This window comes from Kitasatospora sp. NPDC058063 (assembly GCF_042885395.1).
GTDB lineage: Bacteria > Actinomycetota > Actinomycetes > Streptomycetales > Streptomycetaceae > Kitasatospora > Kitasatospora lactacystinica.
In genome coordinates this window covers 1-16371 of the sequence record NZ_JBHVSD010000016.1, presented here as the reverse complement: position 1 = coordinate 16371, position 16371 = coordinate 1, and the positions used below count along the sequence as shown (strand labels likewise).

17 protein-coding genes are annotated in these 16371 nt (G+C 74.5%); 7 read left to right on the top strand and 10 right to left on the bottom strand.

Translation table 11 applies throughout. The annotated features are described in order from the left end of the window. Nucleotides 1-4 precede the first annotated feature (4 nt). Nucleotides 5-1450 carry an MATE family efflux transporter gene (locus ACFVUY_RS25965; protein WP_387733693.1) on the bottom strand — a complete coding sequence of 482 codons (1446 nt, stop codon included), beginning with the start codon at nucleotides 1448-1450 and terminating at the stop codon, nucleotides 5-7. 194 nt (nucleotides 1451-1644) lie between these two features. Between ACFVUY_RS25965 and ACFVUY_RS25960 the strand changes: the two genes are divergently transcribed. From ACFVUY_RS25960 to ACFVUY_RS25940, 5 genes are all read left to right on the top strand, one after another. Beyond that, on the top strand, nucleotides 1645-2235 hold the full coding sequence (locus tag ACFVUY_RS25960; protein ID WP_387733691.1) for a PadR family transcriptional regulator: 591 nt from the start codon (nucleotides 1645-1647) through the stop codon (nucleotides 2233-2235). A 197-nt stretch (nucleotides 2236-2432) separates the two neighbouring features. Then, nucleotides 2433-3311: a class I SAM-dependent methyltransferase gene (locus tag ACFVUY_RS25955; protein WP_387733688.1), complete on the top strand. Its 879-nt coding sequence runs from the start codon at nucleotides 2433-2435 to the stop codon at nucleotides 3309-3311. A gap of 334 nt (nucleotides 3312-3645) precedes the next feature. After that, nucleotides 3646-4533, top strand: a complete 888-nt coding sequence (locus tag ACFVUY_RS25950) for an oxaloacetate decarboxylase (RefSeq protein WP_387692268.1) — start codon at nucleotides 3646-3648, stop codon at nucleotides 4531-4533. Beyond that, nucleotides 4530-4862, top strand: coding sequence for a hypothetical protein (locus tag ACFVUY_RS25945; protein ID WP_387692270.1), 333 nt, complete (start codon nucleotides 4530-4532; stop codon nucleotides 4860-4862). The genes ACFVUY_RS25950 and ACFVUY_RS25945 overlap by 4 nt, the downstream gene beginning before the upstream one ends. Before the next feature lie 194 nt (nucleotides 4863-5056). Beyond that, complete coding sequence (locus tag ACFVUY_RS25940) at nucleotides 5057-6043, top strand: bile acid:sodium symporter family protein (RefSeq protein ID WP_387733685.1); 987 nt, start codon at nucleotides 5057-5059, stop codon at nucleotides 6041-6043. Here ACFVUY_RS25940 and ACFVUY_RS25935 read toward each other — a convergent pair. The 7 genes from ACFVUY_RS25935 to ACFVUY_RS25905 form a co-directional block, all read right to left on the bottom strand. Continuing rightward, nucleotides 6009-6470, bottom strand: a complete 462-nt coding sequence (locus ACFVUY_RS25935; protein WP_387733683.1) for a hypothetical protein — start codon at nucleotides 6468-6470, stop codon at nucleotides 6009-6011. The genes ACFVUY_RS25940 and ACFVUY_RS25935 overlap by 35 nt on opposite strands. 73 nt (nucleotides 6471-6543) lie before the next feature. Next, nucleotides 6544-7221 (bottom strand): DUF402 domain-containing protein, encoded by a 678-nt coding sequence (locus ACFVUY_RS25930; RefSeq protein WP_387733680.1) that lies wholly within the window; start codon nucleotides 7219-7221, stop codon nucleotides 6544-6546. Continuing rightward, a complete protein-coding gene (locus ACFVUY_RS25925; RefSeq protein WP_387733677.1) occupies nucleotides 7218-8060 on the bottom strand; it encodes a hypothetical protein in 843 nt (280 codons plus the stop codon). Before ACFVUY_RS25925 ends, ACFVUY_RS25930 begins: the two co-directional genes overlap by 4 nt. Before the next feature lie 61 nt (nucleotides 8061-8121). Next, nucleotides 8122-9885 carry a GMC family oxidoreductase gene (locus ACFVUY_RS25920; RefSeq protein WP_387733674.1) on the bottom strand — a complete coding sequence of 588 codons (1764 nt, stop codon included), beginning with the start codon at nucleotides 9883-9885 and terminating at the stop codon, nucleotides 8122-8124. Continuing rightward, on the bottom strand, nucleotides 9882-10286 hold the full coding sequence (locus ACFVUY_RS25915) for a hypothetical protein (protein WP_387692282.1): 405 nt from the start codon (nucleotides 10284-10286) through the stop codon (nucleotides 9882-9884). The genes ACFVUY_RS25920 and ACFVUY_RS25915 overlap by 4 nt, the downstream gene beginning before the upstream one ends. Nucleotides 10287-10513: 227 nt before the next feature. Next, a complete protein-coding gene (locus ACFVUY_RS25910) occupies nucleotides 10514-11611 on the bottom strand; it encodes a TIGR03617 family F420-dependent LLM class oxidoreductase (protein WP_387733671.1) in 1098 nt (365 codons plus the stop codon). Nucleotides 11612-11662: 51 nt separating this feature from the next. After that, entirely contained in the window at nucleotides 11663-12292 is a 630-nt protein-coding gene (locus ACFVUY_RS25905; protein ID WP_387733668.1) for a TetR/AcrR family transcriptional regulator, read from the bottom strand. A gap of 110 nt (nucleotides 12293-12402) precedes the next feature. Between ACFVUY_RS25905 and ACFVUY_RS25900 the strand changes: the two genes are divergently transcribed. Continuing rightward, complete coding sequence (locus ACFVUY_RS25900; RefSeq protein WP_387733665.1) at nucleotides 12403-13962, top strand: carboxylesterase/lipase family protein; 1560 nt, start codon at nucleotides 12403-12405, stop codon at nucleotides 13960-13962. A gap of 83 nt (nucleotides 13963-14045) precedes the next feature. Here ACFVUY_RS25900 and ACFVUY_RS25895 read toward each other — a convergent pair whose 3' ends face one another. Further along, nucleotides 14046-14726: a type 1 glutamine amidotransferase domain-containing protein gene (locus tag ACFVUY_RS25895; protein WP_387733662.1), complete on the bottom strand. Its 681-nt coding sequence runs from the start codon at nucleotides 14724-14726 to the stop codon at nucleotides 14046-14048. A gap of 189 nt (nucleotides 14727-14915) precedes the next feature. On the opposite strand from ACFVUY_RS25895, the gene ACFVUY_RS25890 reads away from it, so the two are divergent. Beyond that, the gene (locus ACFVUY_RS25890) at nucleotides 14916-15827 is read left to right on the top strand and encodes a LysR family transcriptional regulator (protein ID WP_387733659.1); all 912 of its coding nucleotides are present in this window, start codon (nucleotides 14916-14918) and stop codon (nucleotides 15825-15827) included. Here ACFVUY_RS25890 and ACFVUY_RS25885 read toward each other — a convergent pair. Beyond that, nucleotides 15727-16116 carry a helix-turn-helix transcriptional regulator gene (locus ACFVUY_RS25885; protein WP_387733656.1) on the bottom strand — a complete coding sequence of 130 codons (390 nt, stop codon included), beginning with the start codon at nucleotides 16114-16116 and terminating at the stop codon, nucleotides 15727-15729. The two genes, ACFVUY_RS25890 and ACFVUY_RS25885, sit on opposite strands and share 101 nt — an antisense overlap. Nucleotides 16117-16371: the final 255 nt, after the last annotated feature.

Sequence of the window (16371 nt, the reverse complement as noted above, 5' to 3'; positions counted from 1 at the left end):
GCGTTCATCGGCGTGTGGGGGCGGGATCGGCCGACCGTCCGGGGTGAGTGCCGTGGCCCCCACTCCGGCACACGCCCGCTGCGGCCTCGCGCGGACTCCGCGACCGTGTCAGTGCGGCGAGCAGCGTGAGCTGCACGGCCGCGCCCACCGCCGGCCCGAGCCACACCCCCGACACCCCCAGCGGCCCGGACAGGGCCGCCGAGGCGGCGAGTTGGGCCCCGAGACCGAGCAGGACGGAGACCACCATCGGGCGCCCGGCGCCCGCCGCCTGGTGCACTCCGCCGACCGCCACCACCAGCGCGTACGGCAGCAGGTAGAGGGCCGCCGAGCGCAGGAAGCCGACGGACTGCGCGGCCACCGCCCGGTCCTCGGTGAAGAGTGCGGTCAGCGGCACCGCGAGCGTGACGGCAAGCACCGCCGCCACCCCGCCGAGCAGCGCGGCGAGGCGTCCGGTGGCGCGGCGCAGGGTGTGCAGCGCGGCGCCCTCTCCCGCGCCGGTCAGCCGTGCCGCCTCGATCGCGGCGGCCTGGCGCAGCGCGTAGAAGGCCATGGTGACGACGAGCAGGACGCGGTAGCCGAGGCCGTAGCCGGCCACCGCCGCGACGCCGAAGCCCGCGACCAGGCCGAGTTGGGCGGTTCCGACGGCCATCCGGGCGGTGAAGTCCAGACCGAACGGTGCGCCCGCGCGCAGGATCCGTACCGCCGCCGCACCCGCTCCCCCGGTGCCGCCGGGGTCCTGCGGCCGCGGCTCTGTGCGTCGCACCGGCTGCGGTTCCGCGTGCCGCCCCGGCTGCGACTCCGTGTGTCGTACCGGCTGCCGCAGTCGCCGCACGCGCAGGGTGACGGCGAGGGCGATCGCCCGGGAGAGGACCAGGGCCAGGGCGGCGCCCGGCACGCCGAGGGCGGGCAGCGGCCCCGGGCCGAGGATCAGCAGGGGGTCGAGGAGGAGCAGCAGCGCGTTGGAGAGCAGGGCGATCCGCATCGGGGTGCGGGTGTCGCCCGCGCCCTTGAACAGCTCGTCGGCGACGCGCTGGCCGACGAAGAGCGCGAAGGCCGGGAACGCGACGGCGAGGTAACCGGCGGCCTGTTCGGCGGCTTCGCCGTCCAGGAAGGCGCCTGCCAGCCGGTCGCGCAGCAGGAAGCCGGGGACGGCGAGCGCCGCGCTGACGGCGGCACAGAGCCGCCAGGCCGCGCGGGTGGTCCGGGCGGCTTCGGCGTGGTCGCCCGCACCGAGGGCGTGGGAGAGCCTGACGCTGGTGCCGGAGGCGACCACCAGGACCAGACCGAGCAGCAGGTTCTCGACGGTGCCGGCCAGGGTGACGGCGGCGACCGCGGCCCCGCCGAGACCGGCCACCCAGAGGGCCCCGATCACCGAGGCGATCACCCCGGACAGCAGCTCCGCGTAGACGGGTACCGCCAATGCCGTGAGTCGGCGCAACTGGCCGCGCATGCCCTTCTCCCTTCCCCTGTGGTGCTCGTGCGTGACCGGACCGGCCCCGGCGCGGCACTGGCCCGCCTCGGCTCTCCTCGATCGGCTGCGGCCCTCTCGACCTGCCTCGAATAGAGATACATCGTTTCGAGGCACATCGACAAGAGGTAATATGACGACTCCGCAGGGCGCACTCCGACCGAAGGGCTCCAGCCGTGTTGACGCTCGCGATCCTCGGCTTCCTGTACGACCAGCCGCTTCACGGCTACGAGCTCAAGTCCCGGATCACCGGACTGACCGGTCATGTCCGACCGGTGAGCGACGGCGCGCTCTACCCCGCCATCGCCCGGCTGGAGAAGGCCGGACTGCTGCACCGCCGCACCGAACCGGGCAGCGGCGCCGCACCGCGGCAGACGCTGGAGCTGACGGCGCAGGGGCGGGCCGAACTGCTGCGCCGACTGGCCGACCCGGAGCAGGCCGAGATCACCGACCAGATCCGCTTCTTCACCGTCACCACGTTCCTGCACCATCTCGCCGACCCGCCCCGGCAAGCCGCCGTGCTCCGCCGCCGGCTGGCCTTCCTGGACGCTCCGAGCAGCTTCTTCTACGACGGGACGGGGCAGCCGGTGACCGCCGAGCGCGAGCCGAACCCCTTCCGCCGCGGGATGCTGCTCGTCGCCCGGGCCTCCACCGCGGCCGAGCGGGCCTGGCTGTCCGAGACCGTCGCGGAGCTGGATCGGACGGCCGGGTCGGAGCCCTCGGAAGCCCCCGGCTCACCGACGGAGCCGCAGTCCTCGGAACGCTAGGCCGACCAGGCGAATCCAGAGCGGAACCGAAGGCGCACGCCCCTGCCGAACAGCGGAGCGAAAATCCGAATTCAGGCCGTTCCGCACCGGGTTCCCCCCGGCCCCGGCGTCGCTATGATGATCCGCCTCACGTCCTCGGCGTCCCCCTCCGCGGGCGTGATCCGCCACCGCGCCCCGCCGTCCCCCTGGAGGCCGCCGTGCCCGATTCCGAGACCGCGGTCGAGGCCGCAGTCCACTCCGCGCCGCTGAAGCGGGACGACATTCCCGGCTGGTTCTTCAGCCTCGACCGGGCCGCCTTCAGCCACCTGCTGTCCGCCCAGAGCGCGGCCGGCGTCACCGGCGACGTCCTGGAGCTCGGCAGCTACCTCGGCCGCAGCGCCGTCCTGCTCGGCGACCACCTGCGGCCGGGCGAGCGGCTGACGGTCTGCGACCTGTTCGACTCCGAGGCGGGCGACGCCGAGAACGCCGCCGAGATGAACATGTCCTACCGCAGGACCCTCACCCGCAGCGCCTTCGAGGCCAATTACCTCGCCTTCCACGGCAAACTGCCCGAGATAGTGCAGGCCCCGACCTCGGCGCTGGCCGACGGCCGCGTCCGGGCGCACAGCTGCCGCTTCGTCCACGTCGACGCCTCCCACCTCTACGAGCACGTCGCCGGGGACATCGCCGTGGCCCGAGCCGCGCTCGCCGAGAACGGCGTGGTCGCCCTGGACGACTACCGCTCCGAGCACACCCCGGGCGTCTCCGCCGCGGTCTGGGAGGCGGTCTTCACCGGCGGACTGCGGCCGGTCCTGCTCACCCCGATGAAGTTCTACGGCACCTGGGGAGACGCGGCGGCCGTCCAGGCGGTCCTGAAGGAGCGCGACTGGTGGGCCGAGGGGTACACCGTCGACGAGGACACCATCGCCGACGCCAAGGTGCTGCGCCTCAACTACCAGGTCAAGGCCCCGGTCCAGCGGTCCACGCCGCGCCGGCTCGCCCTCGAACTCCTGCCCCCGGTCGCGACCAAGGCCACCCGCCGGATGCTCCGGACGCTGCGCGAACGCCGAGCCGTCCCCCCGGTCCCGAGCGCCTGAGCGCCCGACCCCTCACCGGGGCCCGCCCCCACGGCGGGCCCCGGCGGCTTTCCACGCCTTCCACGCCTTCCGCGCTTTCCAGGTCTCCGCCTTCTCCGCCTTCTCGACGGCCGTGACGTCACCCCGGCCGTCCTCCATCGTGCCGACGCGCCGACTTCTTTGTCGGATCAGCATATTTGCGGGCGTTCCTATTGTCCGCCTGCATTCACTCTAATGAGGGAACCTCTCTTAAAGATTTGCCCACGGAACATTAAAGGGCGCATAGTGATGACACCTCAGTTCGGTCTGATGAAAACCAAGTTCAGGCAAAGTCATCCCTAGCAAGGAGTAGGCCTTGTACTACGGAAACACGGCATCGGACAGCCCCGGGCAGCGGCTTCGCGCGGAGATCGCGGGCCCGGGGACGACGCCCCTGATCGGCGTCCACGACATGTACTCGGCCTCCATCGCGGCCGAGCACTACGACGGCATGTTCGTCTCCGGCTTCGGCTTCGCGGCCTCCTACTACGGGCTGCCCGACATCGGTTTCATCGCCTGGCCCGACATGGTGGGTTTCGTCGAGCGGCTGCGCGGGGCCTTCCCCCGGCACCACCTGCTGGTCGACATCGACGACGGGTACGTCGATCCGGAGGTGGCCTGCCACGTCGTGCGCAGGCTCGAACGGATCGGCGCGTCGGGCGTGATCCTGGAGGACCAGAAGCGGCCGCGCCGCTGCGGGCACGCGGACGGCAAGCTGGTGCTGCCGCTGGAGGAGTACCTGGAGAAGCTGGAGCTCGTCCTCGCCAACCGGACGGACCTGGTGGTGGTCGCCCGCACCGACGCCACCGAGGAGGACGACATCCTGCGCCGGGCCCGGGCGCTCGCCGCCACCGACGCCGACGTGGTGCTGGTGGACGGTGTGCGCAGCGAGGAGTGGATCCGCCGGATCCGCCAGGTGGTCGGCGACAAGCCCCTGCTGTTCAACCAGATCGCGGGCGGGAAGTCGCCCCGGCTGTCGCTCTCGGAGCTGTCGGAGCTGGGCGTGGACGTGGCCATCTACAGCACGCCGTGCCTGTTCGCCGCGCACCGGGCGATGGACGAGGCGCTGGCCGGGCTGAAGAGCGCCGACGGGCGGCTGCCGGCCCCGGCCGGGGGGCGCGAGCAGGTCGGCGTGCGGGAGTCCACCGAGCTGCTGGAGCGGAACATCTCGCGCCCCAGCGGGCTGATGGCGGTGACGGCATGAGGACCGGGCTGCGCGGGGCCGCCCCGCCCTCGCCGGCCACTGCCCTGCCGACCACCGCCCTGCGGGCCACCGTGCTGGGGCTGGCCGGAGCCTGCGCCCTGCTCGCGGGAGCCGCGTCGCCCGCGACGGCCGGCGGCGGGCTGATCACGGTCGTGGACAACTCGAACGCGGACTCCTGGCTGGAGATCGACCGGACGGCCAACCTCCAGAACGGCAGCGGCTCGGCGGGCAGCGACCACGACGGCGCCGGCTCGTTGGTCGGCGGACTGCTCGGGCCCGGTTCCTCCTCCAGGCCCTCGGTCCGCCCGATGGCGGAAGGCGGCCCGTGACCGACCGTCCGGCGCGCCCGGAGCAGCCACCAGGGCTCCGGGCGCGCATGGCCGGGGAGCACACAGCGCAAGGACACGAACCGGGGCGCGCGGCCCGGGGGCGCCGGGACCAGGCACCCGGGGAACGGACCCAGCCGCAACGCGCCCCCGGGCCCCGCTCCCGCAGGCTGCTGCCGCGCTGGCTGGACCCGTACATGGCGGCGCTGGCCGGCACCGTCGGACTGGCCGCGCTGTTCCCGGCCTCCGGCACCTCGGCACGAGTCGCCGGGGTGGCCTGCGACCTCGCGGTGGCGCTGCTGTTCCTCCTCTACGGTGCCAGGCTCTCCACCCGCGAGACGCTGGCCGGGCTGCGGCACCTGCGGCTGCACGGGCTGGTACTGGCCGCCACCTTCGTCCTCTTCCCCCTGCTCGGCGTGGCCACCGCACTGCTCACGCCCGTCCCACTGACCGGGCAGCTGCACACCGGGGTGCTGTTCCTCTGTCTGGTGCCCTCCACGGTGCAGTCCTCGGTGGCGCTCACCGGCGCCGCCGGGGGCAACGTTCCGGCGGCGATCTGCGCGGGCACCTACTCCAGCCTGGCGGGGCTGGTGCTCACGCCCCTGCTGGCGGCCTGGCTGCTGGGATCGCACACCGCGCTGTCCGCCGACGGACTGCTGCGGATCGGGCTGCAGTTGCTCGCGCCGTTCCTGCTCGGGCAGTTGCTGCGGCCGTGGCTCGGCGGTCCGCTGTCCCGGCACAAACGGGTGCTCACCCCGGTGGATCGCGGCTCGATCCTGCTGGTCGTCTACACGGCGTTCAGCGCGGCGGTGTCCCAGGGCATCTGGGGCCTGGCCACTCCCCTCGCGCTGCTCGGGCTGCTCGCGGTGCTGCTCGCCCTGCTCGCCGCCGCCCTCGCGGCCACCGGGCTCGGCGCGCGGCTGCTGGGGCTCGACCGGTCGGCCACCATCGCGGCAGTGCTCTGCGGTTCGCAGAAGAGCCTGGCCAACGGCCTGCCGATGGCCACCGTCCTGTTCGGCGCGCAAGCCGGCCTGCTGGTACTGCCGTTGATGCTCTACCACCAGCTCCAGCTGATCGTCGGCACCGTACTCGCCGGACGCTGGTCACGGGCTCCCACCGCCGCCGCACCCGGCCCGGTCCCGGCCGCACTCACCGGTCCGGACGCTCCGCCAGCACCCGGCTGATCCCCCGGCGCAGCCTGGCCGAGGCCCCCGGAAGGCGGCCGAGCCGGTGCAGCCGTTCGGCCGGCAGCTCCGGCCTGCCGGCCAGCTCCAGGACGGCCGCGTACGGCCGGTCGCCCTCCCGCAGGCGGTCGCCCACGAGATCGACCAGCCCCTCCAAGGCCTCGCCCATGAGGGCGGGGTGGGCCGCGAGCAGCTGAAGGAGACAGTTGTCGTTCCACACCACCTGCCGGCGCCCGGCCAGTGCGGCCAGCAGATCGGTGGGGGCGGCCGGGTTGCGGGCGATCGCATGCCAGACGAACGGGAACTCCCCGATCGCCAGTTGGCGCAGGACCTCGGGGCTCGAGGTCCGTTCGGCGAGCCGCCGGTAGTCGCCGCCGTCGTGCAGGTGCTTGAGGGCCTCCACGTCGTCCGTCGTGTCCGCCGTCACCGTCCTGTCCGCCCCCTCGCTGTCGTTCGCGCAGGGGCGCGACCCCAGCAGGTCGGCGCCGGGTGATCAGTCTTCATTCCGCTTCGACGGGGGTGCTGAGGGCGGTGTCCGGGAGGGTGGGCAGCGGACCTGCGGGCGGCAGCTCCCAGACCGCCGGGTCGGGGGCGAACGGGCCGGTACGGTCCAGGAGTTGGACGAGGGCGAGGTCCCGTGCCCGGTCCATCCACCGATGGGTGGCCTCGTCGATGACGCCGAGGCGCCGGGCGTGGGCGTACTCGTCCTCGTCCTTCCAGCTGTACGTCGAGAGATCGGGGGTGATCACCAGGTCCAGGAAGAGGTCGAGGGTGTCGAGACCGATGGCCGTCCGCCGGTACGGGCGCTCGAAGTTGACGTACCAGTACAGCGGCCGGCCGTCGGGCGTCAGGAAGCGGTGGACGCTGAACGGCGCTCCGACGGTGAAGCGGCTGAGCACCACCGTGTCGCGCCAGGTCCAGTCATCGAGTTCCCACCGGCCGGCGGCGAGGTCCTCGACGCAGTCCAGCCGCGCGGCGTCGTCCCCCGCGCGGGCGGCGGCGGTCCAGCCGGCCGGGGCCAGGGTCTCCGTCCCCGGGCGGGCGGTGAGGGTCAGGGTCGCGCCGTCGTCCGCGAGCACGGTGTACGGCATGGCCGACCAGACCCTGCCGTGGGCGACGTCCCGTCGCACGGCGGTGCCGCCCGGGGCGAAGGCCGGGGAGAAGGCCGGGGCCGTCATCGGATGTAGTAGGCCCGGTTGTGGGCGGCGACCGGCGGGGACTGGTAGGTCCAGACCCCGGCCGCCGGGGCGTCGGCGATCAGGTGGGCGAGGTCGCGGGCCGACTCCTCCGCAGGGTTGCCGAGGTCGAGCCGGACGCGGTCGGCGGCGCGGTCGTCCAGGGCGTAGTAGCGGTAGGGCTGGTAGACGTTGAGCGGCCCGGCCAGCAGCGTGCCCTCGTCGTCGGTGCCGTAGCCGGTGATCGGCGTGTTGTTGACGGACTCGGGGGTGAGGCCGACCAGGTTCACGTCCAGGGCGAGGAGTTCCTCGTCGTGGCGGATCAGTCCGTCCTGCCCGAGGCCGGCCCGACGGCAGGAGACCGTCCAGCGTTCGCGCACGTCGGGCGCGTTGAGGGAGGGCAGGGTGGTCTCGAACCAGCCCGGGTGCTTGGGCTCGGCGTACAGCCGGCGCCCGGCGTCGATGGCGAGCGGGTTGTCGCAGAGGACGTGCAGCCGGGCGATGCCGAGCAGCTTGGTCTGGTCGTACCCCCGGGCGTACTGGCCGTAGTCGACCACCGGCATTCGCTCCTCGGCGAAGAGCGGGTGGGCGATCAGGTTGATCTCCAGCTCCTGGGTGATGCCGCCGCCGTTCGGATACTGGGCGAAGTAGAGCTGGTAGTTGAGCGAGACGCAGGCCCCGCCGTCGAAGGCGGCGACGTTCAGCCCGGGGTGGCGCTTGGCGAGCAGTTCGCGCGCCCGCGCGCGGTCGACCAGGTAGTCGACGCCGATGTTGTGCAGCGCACCGTAGTGGAAGGGCAGGTGGTACGGCTCCGGTACGGGCGGCAGCGGAAGGCCGGTCATGAGGACTCCGAGGACGGGAGAGACAGGAGAGACGGGGGAACGGCGGGGGCGGTACGAGGGTTCAGGGGGCGGCCGGTGGTGCCACGGCCGCCGGGCGGTGCAGCTCCAGCAGGTCGTGGTGCATCCGCTCGGCGCTGCGCAGCGCGAGGGCGGCCATGGTGAGCGAGGGGTTGGAGGTGCCCAGGGAGGGCATCGAGCCGCAGCCGACGGCGTACAGGTTGGGGTGCTCCCAGCAGCGCTGCCAGTGGTCGACCACCGAGGTCGCGGGCGAGTCGCCCATGATGTGGGTGCCTCCGGCGTGGCCGGCGCCGCGGTAGCCGTGGACGCTTCCCCGGTGTTCGAGCCGTCCCGGCCATCCGGCCGCCGGGTAGGCGGTGTGGTCCTCGGCGCCGAGCAGGGCGAACAGCTGGTCGGAGACGGCCCGGGCGGAGGTCATCCCCTCGCGGACGTACTCCGAGAGGTCGTAGCGGATGGCCGGGCCCGGCAGACCGAGCGGGTCGCGCCGGTCCGGGTCGAGGGTGACCCGGTTGGCGGGGTCTGCGGGCTGCTCCAGCTCGAACTGGAGCGAGAACTGACGGCCCAGCCGGTCACCGAGGCGGTCGCGGAGCTCCTTGCCGCGCAGGCCCGCCGCGAGCAGCGCCGCCGCCTCGGCCTCCGGCGCGCCGCCCGCCCAGGACCAGCCCCAGTTGCCGATCTCGATCCGGAACGGCGCCCGGCGCTCCCGCCCGGGGCCGAAGCGGAACGCCTCCAGGCCGCTGGTGGAGCCGGGTCCGCGGTAGGGGCCGACCGGGCGGGGCATCAGCCCCCAGGTGAGCAGGGCCGGGTGGTCCATCAGGTTCCGGCCGACCTGGTCGCTGCGGTTGGCCAGGCCGGACAGGAGCAGCAGCCGGGCGTTCTCGATCGCGTGCGCGGCGAGGACGACCAGGTCCGCCTCCACGCGGTGGGCCGTCCCGCCCGCGAGGTACTCGACTCCCCCGGCCCGCCCGGTCTCCGGGTCGGCCAGCACCCGGCTGACGACGGCCTCCGTGCGCAGTTCGACCCCGGTCGCCCAGCGGGCCTGGGTGCGCAGCGGGGTGTACTTGGCGCCGGTCGGGCAGGCGGGGACGCAGCTGGCGCTGCCCGCGCAGAGCGGCCCGTCGGCGGATCCGGGCCTGGTCGGCACGCCGTTGCGGGCGTGCGGGGTGGCGGTGACGGCGAGCCGGGCGGGGCCTGGCACGGCGGGGTCGCGGACGGTCCGTCCGTCGAGGGCGCGGGCCAGTTGCCGGTCGAGGAAGCTCGCCGGAACGGCTCGCATCGGGAAGTCGTAGCCGTCCGGGATGGGCAGTCCGACGGCGCGGCGTTGCTCCTCGGTGTCGGCGGCGACGCCGAGTTCCCGTTCGGCCTCGCGGTAGTGGGGTTCCAGGTCGTGGTAGCCGATCGGCCAGTTGCGGCCGTGGCCGAGGTCTCCGGTGCGGAAGTCCTCGGGGTGCATGCGCGGGGTGAGCCCGGTCCAGAGCAGTCCGGTGCCGCCGTTGGCCCGCAGGTAACCGCTGGCGTAGGGCAGCGGCCCGTCCTGGCGGAGGTGGCCGGTGGCGGTGAAGCCGCCGTCCGGGTTTCCGGCGAGGTCGGTGACGTCGGGTGACGGGGCCTCGGGGCTGTGCGGGTAGGGCGAGGTGGGCGGTCCGCCGCCGGCCGCGCGGTGGGCGGTGGCGGTCTCGGCGCCGGTGGGCGCGGCCCGTCCGGCTTCCAGGACGAGGACCCGCCAGCCCTGCGCACCGAGGCGGTGGGCGACGAGGGTCCCGGCGAAGCCCGCGCCGACCACGACGGCGTCCCAGCGGGCGCTCATCGGCGCTCACCGCCGTTGTCCGGCGCCACTGCGCTTCGGGGTGCCTCGGCCCAGCTGCCGTGGCCGGGGGCGGCGGAGCCGGGCGGGACGGCGTGGAAGGTCCGCCAGACCAGTCCCTGGTCGTGGGCCCGGGCGGAGGAGGGTGCCTCGCCGGGCCAGGCGCCGACGTACCAGAGGTGGACCAGGGCGTGCTCGTCGCGCACCTGGTGGGCCAGCGTGGTGCGGTGGTGCTCGTCCGCCATGCCGGTGGAGCGCAGTTCGGGGACGTCGAATCCGGTCAGCTCGGCGCAGACGCGCAGGAACTCGTCCAGGTCGGCCAGGGCGTCGACGTACTGGTTCGCGACGGGGTCCCAGCACTCCGCCAGGTCGTAGTCGGCCGGGTGGTCGTCGGACACGGGCACGCGGGCACCCCCATGGTCGGCAACGGGTGGCCGAGGCATGACAGGCCGGACGGCGCAACGGTCCGTACGGCGCGACAGGCCCCACAACGCGGCAGGCCAGGGCGACCCGTCCACCGGACGACCCGGCCTGCCACCGCGATCATGCCGCGCCTCCTCACCACCGGAAACGCGTTGCACGAATCTGCCCGGACTTCGTCATCCCTTGTCCGGTCGGCCGCGTGTCACGATCATCCGGCGTCCGCTTCCGGTCGGCCCAGCGCCCGTACGGCCGCCAGGACGTCCAGGCCGAGCTCCGGGTCGGCGTCCTCGGGCAGGCTGACGGACAGCCGGGTGACCAGACCCGCGTACCGGCGGTGGATCTCCCGGGCGACCTCCTCGACCGGACCGCAGACCGCGAAGGCGTCGAACACCTCGTCGTCGATCAGCGCGGCCATCTCCGCCCAGCGGCCGCGCACCGAGTGGGTGTGCAGCTCCTCCTGGAGCCCCTCCCAGCCGTGCTGCGCCAGCACCGGACGGTAGGCCGGCGTGGAGGCGTAGAACGCGAGCCGCTCACGGGTGGCGGCCCGGTTGGCCGCCAGCTCCTCCTCGGTGCGGCCGGTGGCGGTGAGCACGCTGCCGACGATCTCGAACGGCCGCTCCGTCCATGCGGCGCCCTCCGCCTCGGCCCGGGCGCGCTCCTCGGTCAGGCCCGGCAGCACCTGCTCGGTCAGGTAGGCGGTGGAGGAGAACGGGTGGCTCAGGAAGCCGTCGGCCACCGCCCCGGCGGTCCGGGTCATCAGCGGCCCGACGCCCGCCAGCAGGATGCGCGGCACGCCGGACGGGACCGGGTCCGGGGAGAACACCGGCGTCATCACCGTGTGGGTGTAGAACTCGCCCCGGAAGCGCAGCCGTTCGCCGGTCTGCCAGCTGTGCCAGATCGCCCGCACCGCGTGCACGTACTCGTGCATCCGGGCGGCCGGACGGTCCCAGGGCATTCCGAAGCGCTTCTCGATGTGCGGCTTGACCTGCGAGCCCAGCCCGATGACGGCGCGTCCGCCGGAGGCCGCGTGCAGTCCCCAGGCCTGGTAGGCGAGGGTCATCGGGGTCCGGGCGAAGGCCACCGCGATGCCGGTGGCCAGCTCGATCGACTCGGTCCGGTCGGCCGCGCGGGCCAGCTGGAGGAACGGGTCGTACGCGGTCTCGGCCACCACCAGCCGGTCCATGCCCCGGCGTTCGGCCCGCTCGGCGGCGTCCAGGATGCCCGCCGGGTGCCCGGAGGCGGTGGCGTCGAGCCCGAGGGCGGCGGGTCGGGGGGCGGCGGGCCGGAGGGTGGCGGGTCGGTCCATGGGCTGGGCTCCTGGTCGCGGGCGGCTGCGGTACCCGGGTAGCCTGCCACGTCACCCGCCGTCGACGTCCCCGCCCACGTCTCCCGGCGCCGCGAACAGCCGGTCCAGGTGCCGGTCCACGGCCGTCAGCACGGCGTCGGGCCCGACCACGTCCAGCTCCAGCAGCGTGGCGAACCCGGTGAGCGCGAGCAGCAGGTCCGTCTCCACCACCGGATCGCGGTCGGGCGCCAGCTGCCCGTCGGCGATCGCCTGCCGGAGCACCTGCTCGACCATCGCCCGCCCCTGGAGCAGGCCGCCGCGCGCCCGAGCGTGGACCTCCTCGTCGTGCAGCGCCTCCAGCACGTAGGCGGCGCTCATCCGGCTGGTCGCCCGCGCGTCGGCGTGCAGCGGCAGCTGCTCGACCAGCATCGCCCGCAGCACGTCGCGCGGATGCGGCCGCCCGCCGAGCGCTCCCATCGCCAGGCCGACCCGCCGCGCGCTCTGCTCACTGGCGAAATCCATCGCGAAGGAGAGCATCTGCGCCCGGGAGCCGAAGTAGTGCTGGAGCTGCCCGAGCGAGATGCCGGCTTCCTGCGCGACCTCGCGCATCGTCAGGTGGGTGGCGCCGCGCCGTTCCACGACCCGCCACAGCGCGCGGGCGATCGTCTCCCGGCGTTCCCGGTGGTCGACCTGCTTCGGCATCGGCGGCGGCTCCTCGTCCTCGCTCCGCGCACCGCGGAGCCTTTTCCATACACTTGACATAATACAGCTGACCTATAACGTGGGAAGCCCTCCGAGGGAGGAGCGCGCACATGCCGGAACAGCCCGTCATCCGCACCACCGAGGGACTCGTCCGCGGCCGCTGGGCACCGCGGCACCGCCAGGAACAGCGACAGGAACAGCAGCAGGAGGAGCACGCGCGGCCGGGGGGCCGGGAGCTCGCGGTCTTCCGCGGCATCCGCTACGCCCGACCCCCCGTCGGGGCCCTCCGCTTCGCCGCCCCCGTCGAGCCCGAGTCCTGGGACGGCATCCGCGAGGCCACCGCCTTCGGACCCGTCGTCCCGCAGTCCGGGCCGATGCCCGCCAGGACGTCCGGAGCGTCCGGAACGTCCGAGGACACCGACTGGCTGACACTCGACGTCTGCACGCCCGATCCGGGCGCGGCCGGACTGCCGGTGCTGGTCTGGATCCACGGCGGCGGTTTCATCTCCGGGACCGCCGGCGACCCGCTGTACGACCCGACCGCCCTGGCCACCGCCGGGCTGGTCGTGGTGAGCATCAACTACCGGGTCGGCGCCGAGGGCTTCGCGCTGCTGGCGGGCGCCCCCGCCAACCGTGCCTTCCTGGACCAGATCGCCGCCCTGCACTGGGTTCGGCGCAACATCGCCCGCTTCGGCGGGGACCCGGCCCGGGTGACCGTCGCCGGGCAGTCCGCGGGCGCCGGCTCGGTCGCCGCCCTGCTCTCGACGGACCGGGCCCGCGGCCTCTTCCGGCGGGCCGTCGCCCACTCGGTGCCGGGCAACCACTGCACTCCCGCGCTGGCCGCCGAGGTCACCGCCGAACTCGCGAAGCTGCTCGGCACGGCCCCCACCGCCGCCGCGCTGGCCGAGGTTCACCCCTGGCGCCTGGCCTCGGCGGTCACCGACCTGGGCGCCGCACTGCCGGCCCACCTCGCGCGCTGGGGCCGGCTGGCGCACAGCGGCATCGCCACCGTCCCGGTGGTCGACGGCGAGGTCCTGCCGGGCTCTCCCTGGTCGGCGCTCACCGCCGGCGTGGACCTGCTGGCCGGTCACACCCGGGACGAGTTCCGGCTGTTCAGCGTGCTCAGCGGCCGGCACGGCAGCTTCACCGAGGAGGAGGCCCGGCTGATGCTGGAGCTGTTCGCCCCGCCGCCGGGCGGCCCGGACGCCTACCGGGCCGCCCTCCCGGGGGCGACGCCCTCCGAACTCCTGGAAACCGTCGGCTCCGACGCCCTGTTCCGGGTGCCGTCCGTCCGACTGGCCGAGGCCAACGCGGCCGCCGGCGGCACCTCGTACCTCTTCGAGCTCGCCCTGCCCGCGCCCGCTCTCGACGGCGCCTTCGGCGCCTGCCACGGCCTGGACGTGCCGCTCGCCTTCGGCAGCCTGGACAGCCCGCTGGCACGGCAGTCCCTCGGCGACCGGCCCCCGCCGGAGACGGTCCGGGTCTCGGCGGAACTGCGGCGGGCCTGGGTCCGGTTCGCCACCACCGGCGACCCGGGGTGGCCCGCCTTCGAACCGGACGGGCAGCTCACCCGGGTCCTGGACGCCCGCTCGCAGACCGTCCGCTACCCGGAACAGGCCACGCACCGGATCTGGGCGGGCCACCCGCTCACCGCCTACGACCTCCGCTGACGGCGGCCCGGCACGGCAGGAGCCCGCCCGGCGGCGCCGGACGCCGCGCCGCAGCACCACCGCACCGGGCCCCGCCCCGGCCGCTACTTCGCCGAGTCCGCCAGCAGCTTCAGCAGCCCGGCGGCCACCAGGGCCGAGGAGGCCGGGTTCTGGCCGGTCACCAGGTTGCGGTCGACCACCGCGTGCGGCGCCCAGGGCTCGCCCTCCTCGAAGTCCACGCCCAGCGCGACCAGCCGGTCCTGGAGCAGCCACGGCGCCCGGTCGGCCAGGCCGGCCTGGACCTCCTCGGCGTTGGTGAAGCCGGTCACCCGGTACCCGGCGAACGGCGAACCGCCGTCCTCGGTCCGTGCCGCGAGCAGCGCGGCCGGGCCGTGGCAGACCACGCCCAGCGGGCGTCCCGAGGCGAGCGCCCGCGTGAGCAGCCGACCGGAGTCGGCGTCGACCGCCAGGTCCTCCATCGGGCCGTGGCCGCCGGGGTAGAACACGACGTCGTAGTCGGCCGGGTCGACCTCGGCCAGCACCAGCGGCTGCCGGAACTCGGCGATCTTCGCCAGTTCCTCGGCCAGCTCGGGGTCGGTCAGGCTGGCCCGGTCCGCGACCGGGACGACGCCGCCCGGGGTGGCGACCGCGACCCGGTGGCCCGCCCCGGTGAAGGCGCGGTACGGGACGACCGCCTCCTCCGCCCAGAAGCCGGTCGGATGCTCGGTGCCGTCGTTCAGCGTCCAGACCTTCGAGCCGGTCACGACGAACAGGATGTCGGCCATGGGGTGTGCCTCCAGGGGTGCCGCGGTCCTCGCCGCGACGGTCCGCCGCGGCGCTCACGCCGTCGACGCTAGACGCGCCCTGCCTGCGGGAACCAATGGGCCACGCGATACCGGGCATCGGAATTCCGATACCTCACCCGGACCGTCGAGCCCGCCGGCCGGCCATCGGAATCCCGTAGGCTCGCCGGCATGAGCGATCGGCCGACCACCGGCTCCGGCCCGCTGGACCTCAACCAGCTGCGGACCTTCCTCGCCGTGCACCGGGCGGGCTCCTTCACCGCGGCCGCGCATCTGCTGGGCCTGTCCCAGTCCACGGTGACCGCGCAGATCCGGGCGCTGGAGCAGCGGCTCGGCCGGGAACTGTTCGAGCGCCGGGCGCGCGGGGTCAGCCCGCTGCCGTACGCCGACGACCTCGCCACCCGGCTGGCCGGGCCGCTGGACCGGCTCGCGGGCCTCGCCGACGGGCGCGGTGGCGGCGCGCCGGAGCCGGTCCACCTCGCCGGGCCGGCCGAGTTCCTCGGCACCGTCCTGCTGGCGGAGCTGGCCCCGCTCGTCGCGGAGGGCATCCAGCTGCGGGTCACCAGCGGGCTGACCGACCCCCTGCTGGCGGAACTGCGGGCCGGGCAGCACGACCTGGTGGTCGCCACCCGGCGGCCGCCCGGCCGGACGCTGCTCGCCGAACCGCTCGCCGACGAGGAGTTCGTCCTGGTCGCGGCCCCGCTCTGGGCCGAGCGGCTGGCCGGCCGGGAGCTGCCCGGCGCGCTGGCCGAGGTCCCGCTGCTCAGCTACGCCGAGGACCTGCCGATCGCCCGCCGCTACTGGCGGCACGTCTTCGACCGGCGACTGCACGCCCGGGCCGCGGTCACCGTGCCGGACCTGCGGGCGGTGCTCGCGGCGGTGACCGCGGGCGCGGGCTGGAGCGTACTGCCCGGCTACCTGTGCCGGGCCGAACTCGCTTCCGGCGCCCTGCGGTTGCTCCACGAGCCGGCCGATCCGCCGATCAACACCGCGTACCTGGTCCGCCGCCCGGCCGGCTCGGCCAACCCGCACGTGGCCCTGGTCCGCGAGCGCCTGCTGGCCGCGGCCCGCACCTGGGCCTGACCCGGCGGGTCCCGGCCCGGGCGGCGACTTCGACGCGGTCGCGAACGTCGAGTTTCAGCTGTGCGGCGGCAAGGTGCGTCTTGACCGTCCCGAGGGAGACGTACAGGCGGTCGGCGATCCCGTGGTCGGTGAGGCCATGGCGACCGCTCCGGCCTTCGCCGGTCGGCCGCCCGTGTCTGCGGGGTGTGGCGGGGGTCTCAGTGGCGGCCGGTCGGTGGTGACCCGGTGTGACGGTGGTGGGTCCGTCAGCGATGCCGCCGGATCCCGGCCGGTGAGGGCGCTCACACACGGATGCGATGAACGACGACGGCTAGCAGTGTCCGTTTTGCCTGCTTTTTGCCGTGAGGGGAACGGTGTTCGTGCAGGCCGGGAGGGGTCGGGGCGTGCGGGGCGGCGGTTCCTTGGAATCGGAGCCGGGCGCGCGGCTACGACGGCGGATCGTAGCGAGAGGGTCTTGGCGGGGGCCGATCCGGTCTGGCAACTTGGCATTCGTCGCCAGCCACACCGGCTCCTGTCCCGCCGGTGGACGGCTTCCCGCCGCGTC

Bases quoted from the DNA above. Each gene is read 5' to 3' on its own strand.
- ACFVUY_RS25965 (WP_387733693.1), bottom strand. From the start codon at position 1,450: ATGCGCGGCCAGTTGCGCCGACTCACGGCATTGGCGGTACCCGTCTAC.
- ACFVUY_RS25945 (WP_387692270.1), top strand. From the start codon at position 4,530: ATGAGGACCGGGCTGCGCGGGGCCGCCCCGCCCTCGCCGGCCACTGCC.
- ACFVUY_RS25940 (WP_387733685.1), top strand. From the start codon at position 5,057: ATGGCGGCGCTGGCCGGCACCGTCGGACTGGCCGCGCTGTTCCCGGCC.
- ACFVUY_RS25930 (WP_387733680.1), bottom strand. From the start codon at position 7,221: ATGACGGCCCCGGCCTTCTCCCCGGCCTTCGCCCCGGGCGGCACCGCC.
- ACFVUY_RS25925 (WP_387733677.1), bottom strand. From the start codon at position 8,060: ATGACCGGCCTTCCGCTGCCGCCCGTACCGGAGCCGTACCACCTGCCC.
- ACFVUY_RS25920 (WP_387733674.1), bottom strand. From the start codon at position 9,885: ATGAGCGCCCGCTGGGACGCCGTCGTGGTCGGCGCGGGCTTCGCCGGG.
- ACFVUY_RS25910 (WP_387733671.1), bottom strand. From the start codon at position 11,611: ATGGACCGACCCGCCACCCTCCGGCCCGCCGCCCCCCGACCCGCCGCC.
- ACFVUY_RS25905 (WP_387733668.1), bottom strand. From the start codon at position 12,292: ATGCCGAAGCAGGTCGACCACCGGGAACGCCGGGAGACGATCGCCCGC.
- ACFVUY_RS25900 (WP_387733665.1), top strand. From the start codon at position 12,403: ATGCCGGAACAGCCCGTCATCCGCACCACCGAGGGACTCGTCCGCGGC.
- ACFVUY_RS25895 (WP_387733662.1), bottom strand. From the start codon at position 14,726: ATGGCCGACATCCTGTTCGTCGTGACCGGCTCGAAGGTCTGGACGCTG.
- ACFVUY_RS25890 (WP_387733659.1), top strand. From the start codon at position 14,916: ATGAGCGATCGGCCGACCACCGGCTCCGGCCCGCTGGACCTCAACCAG.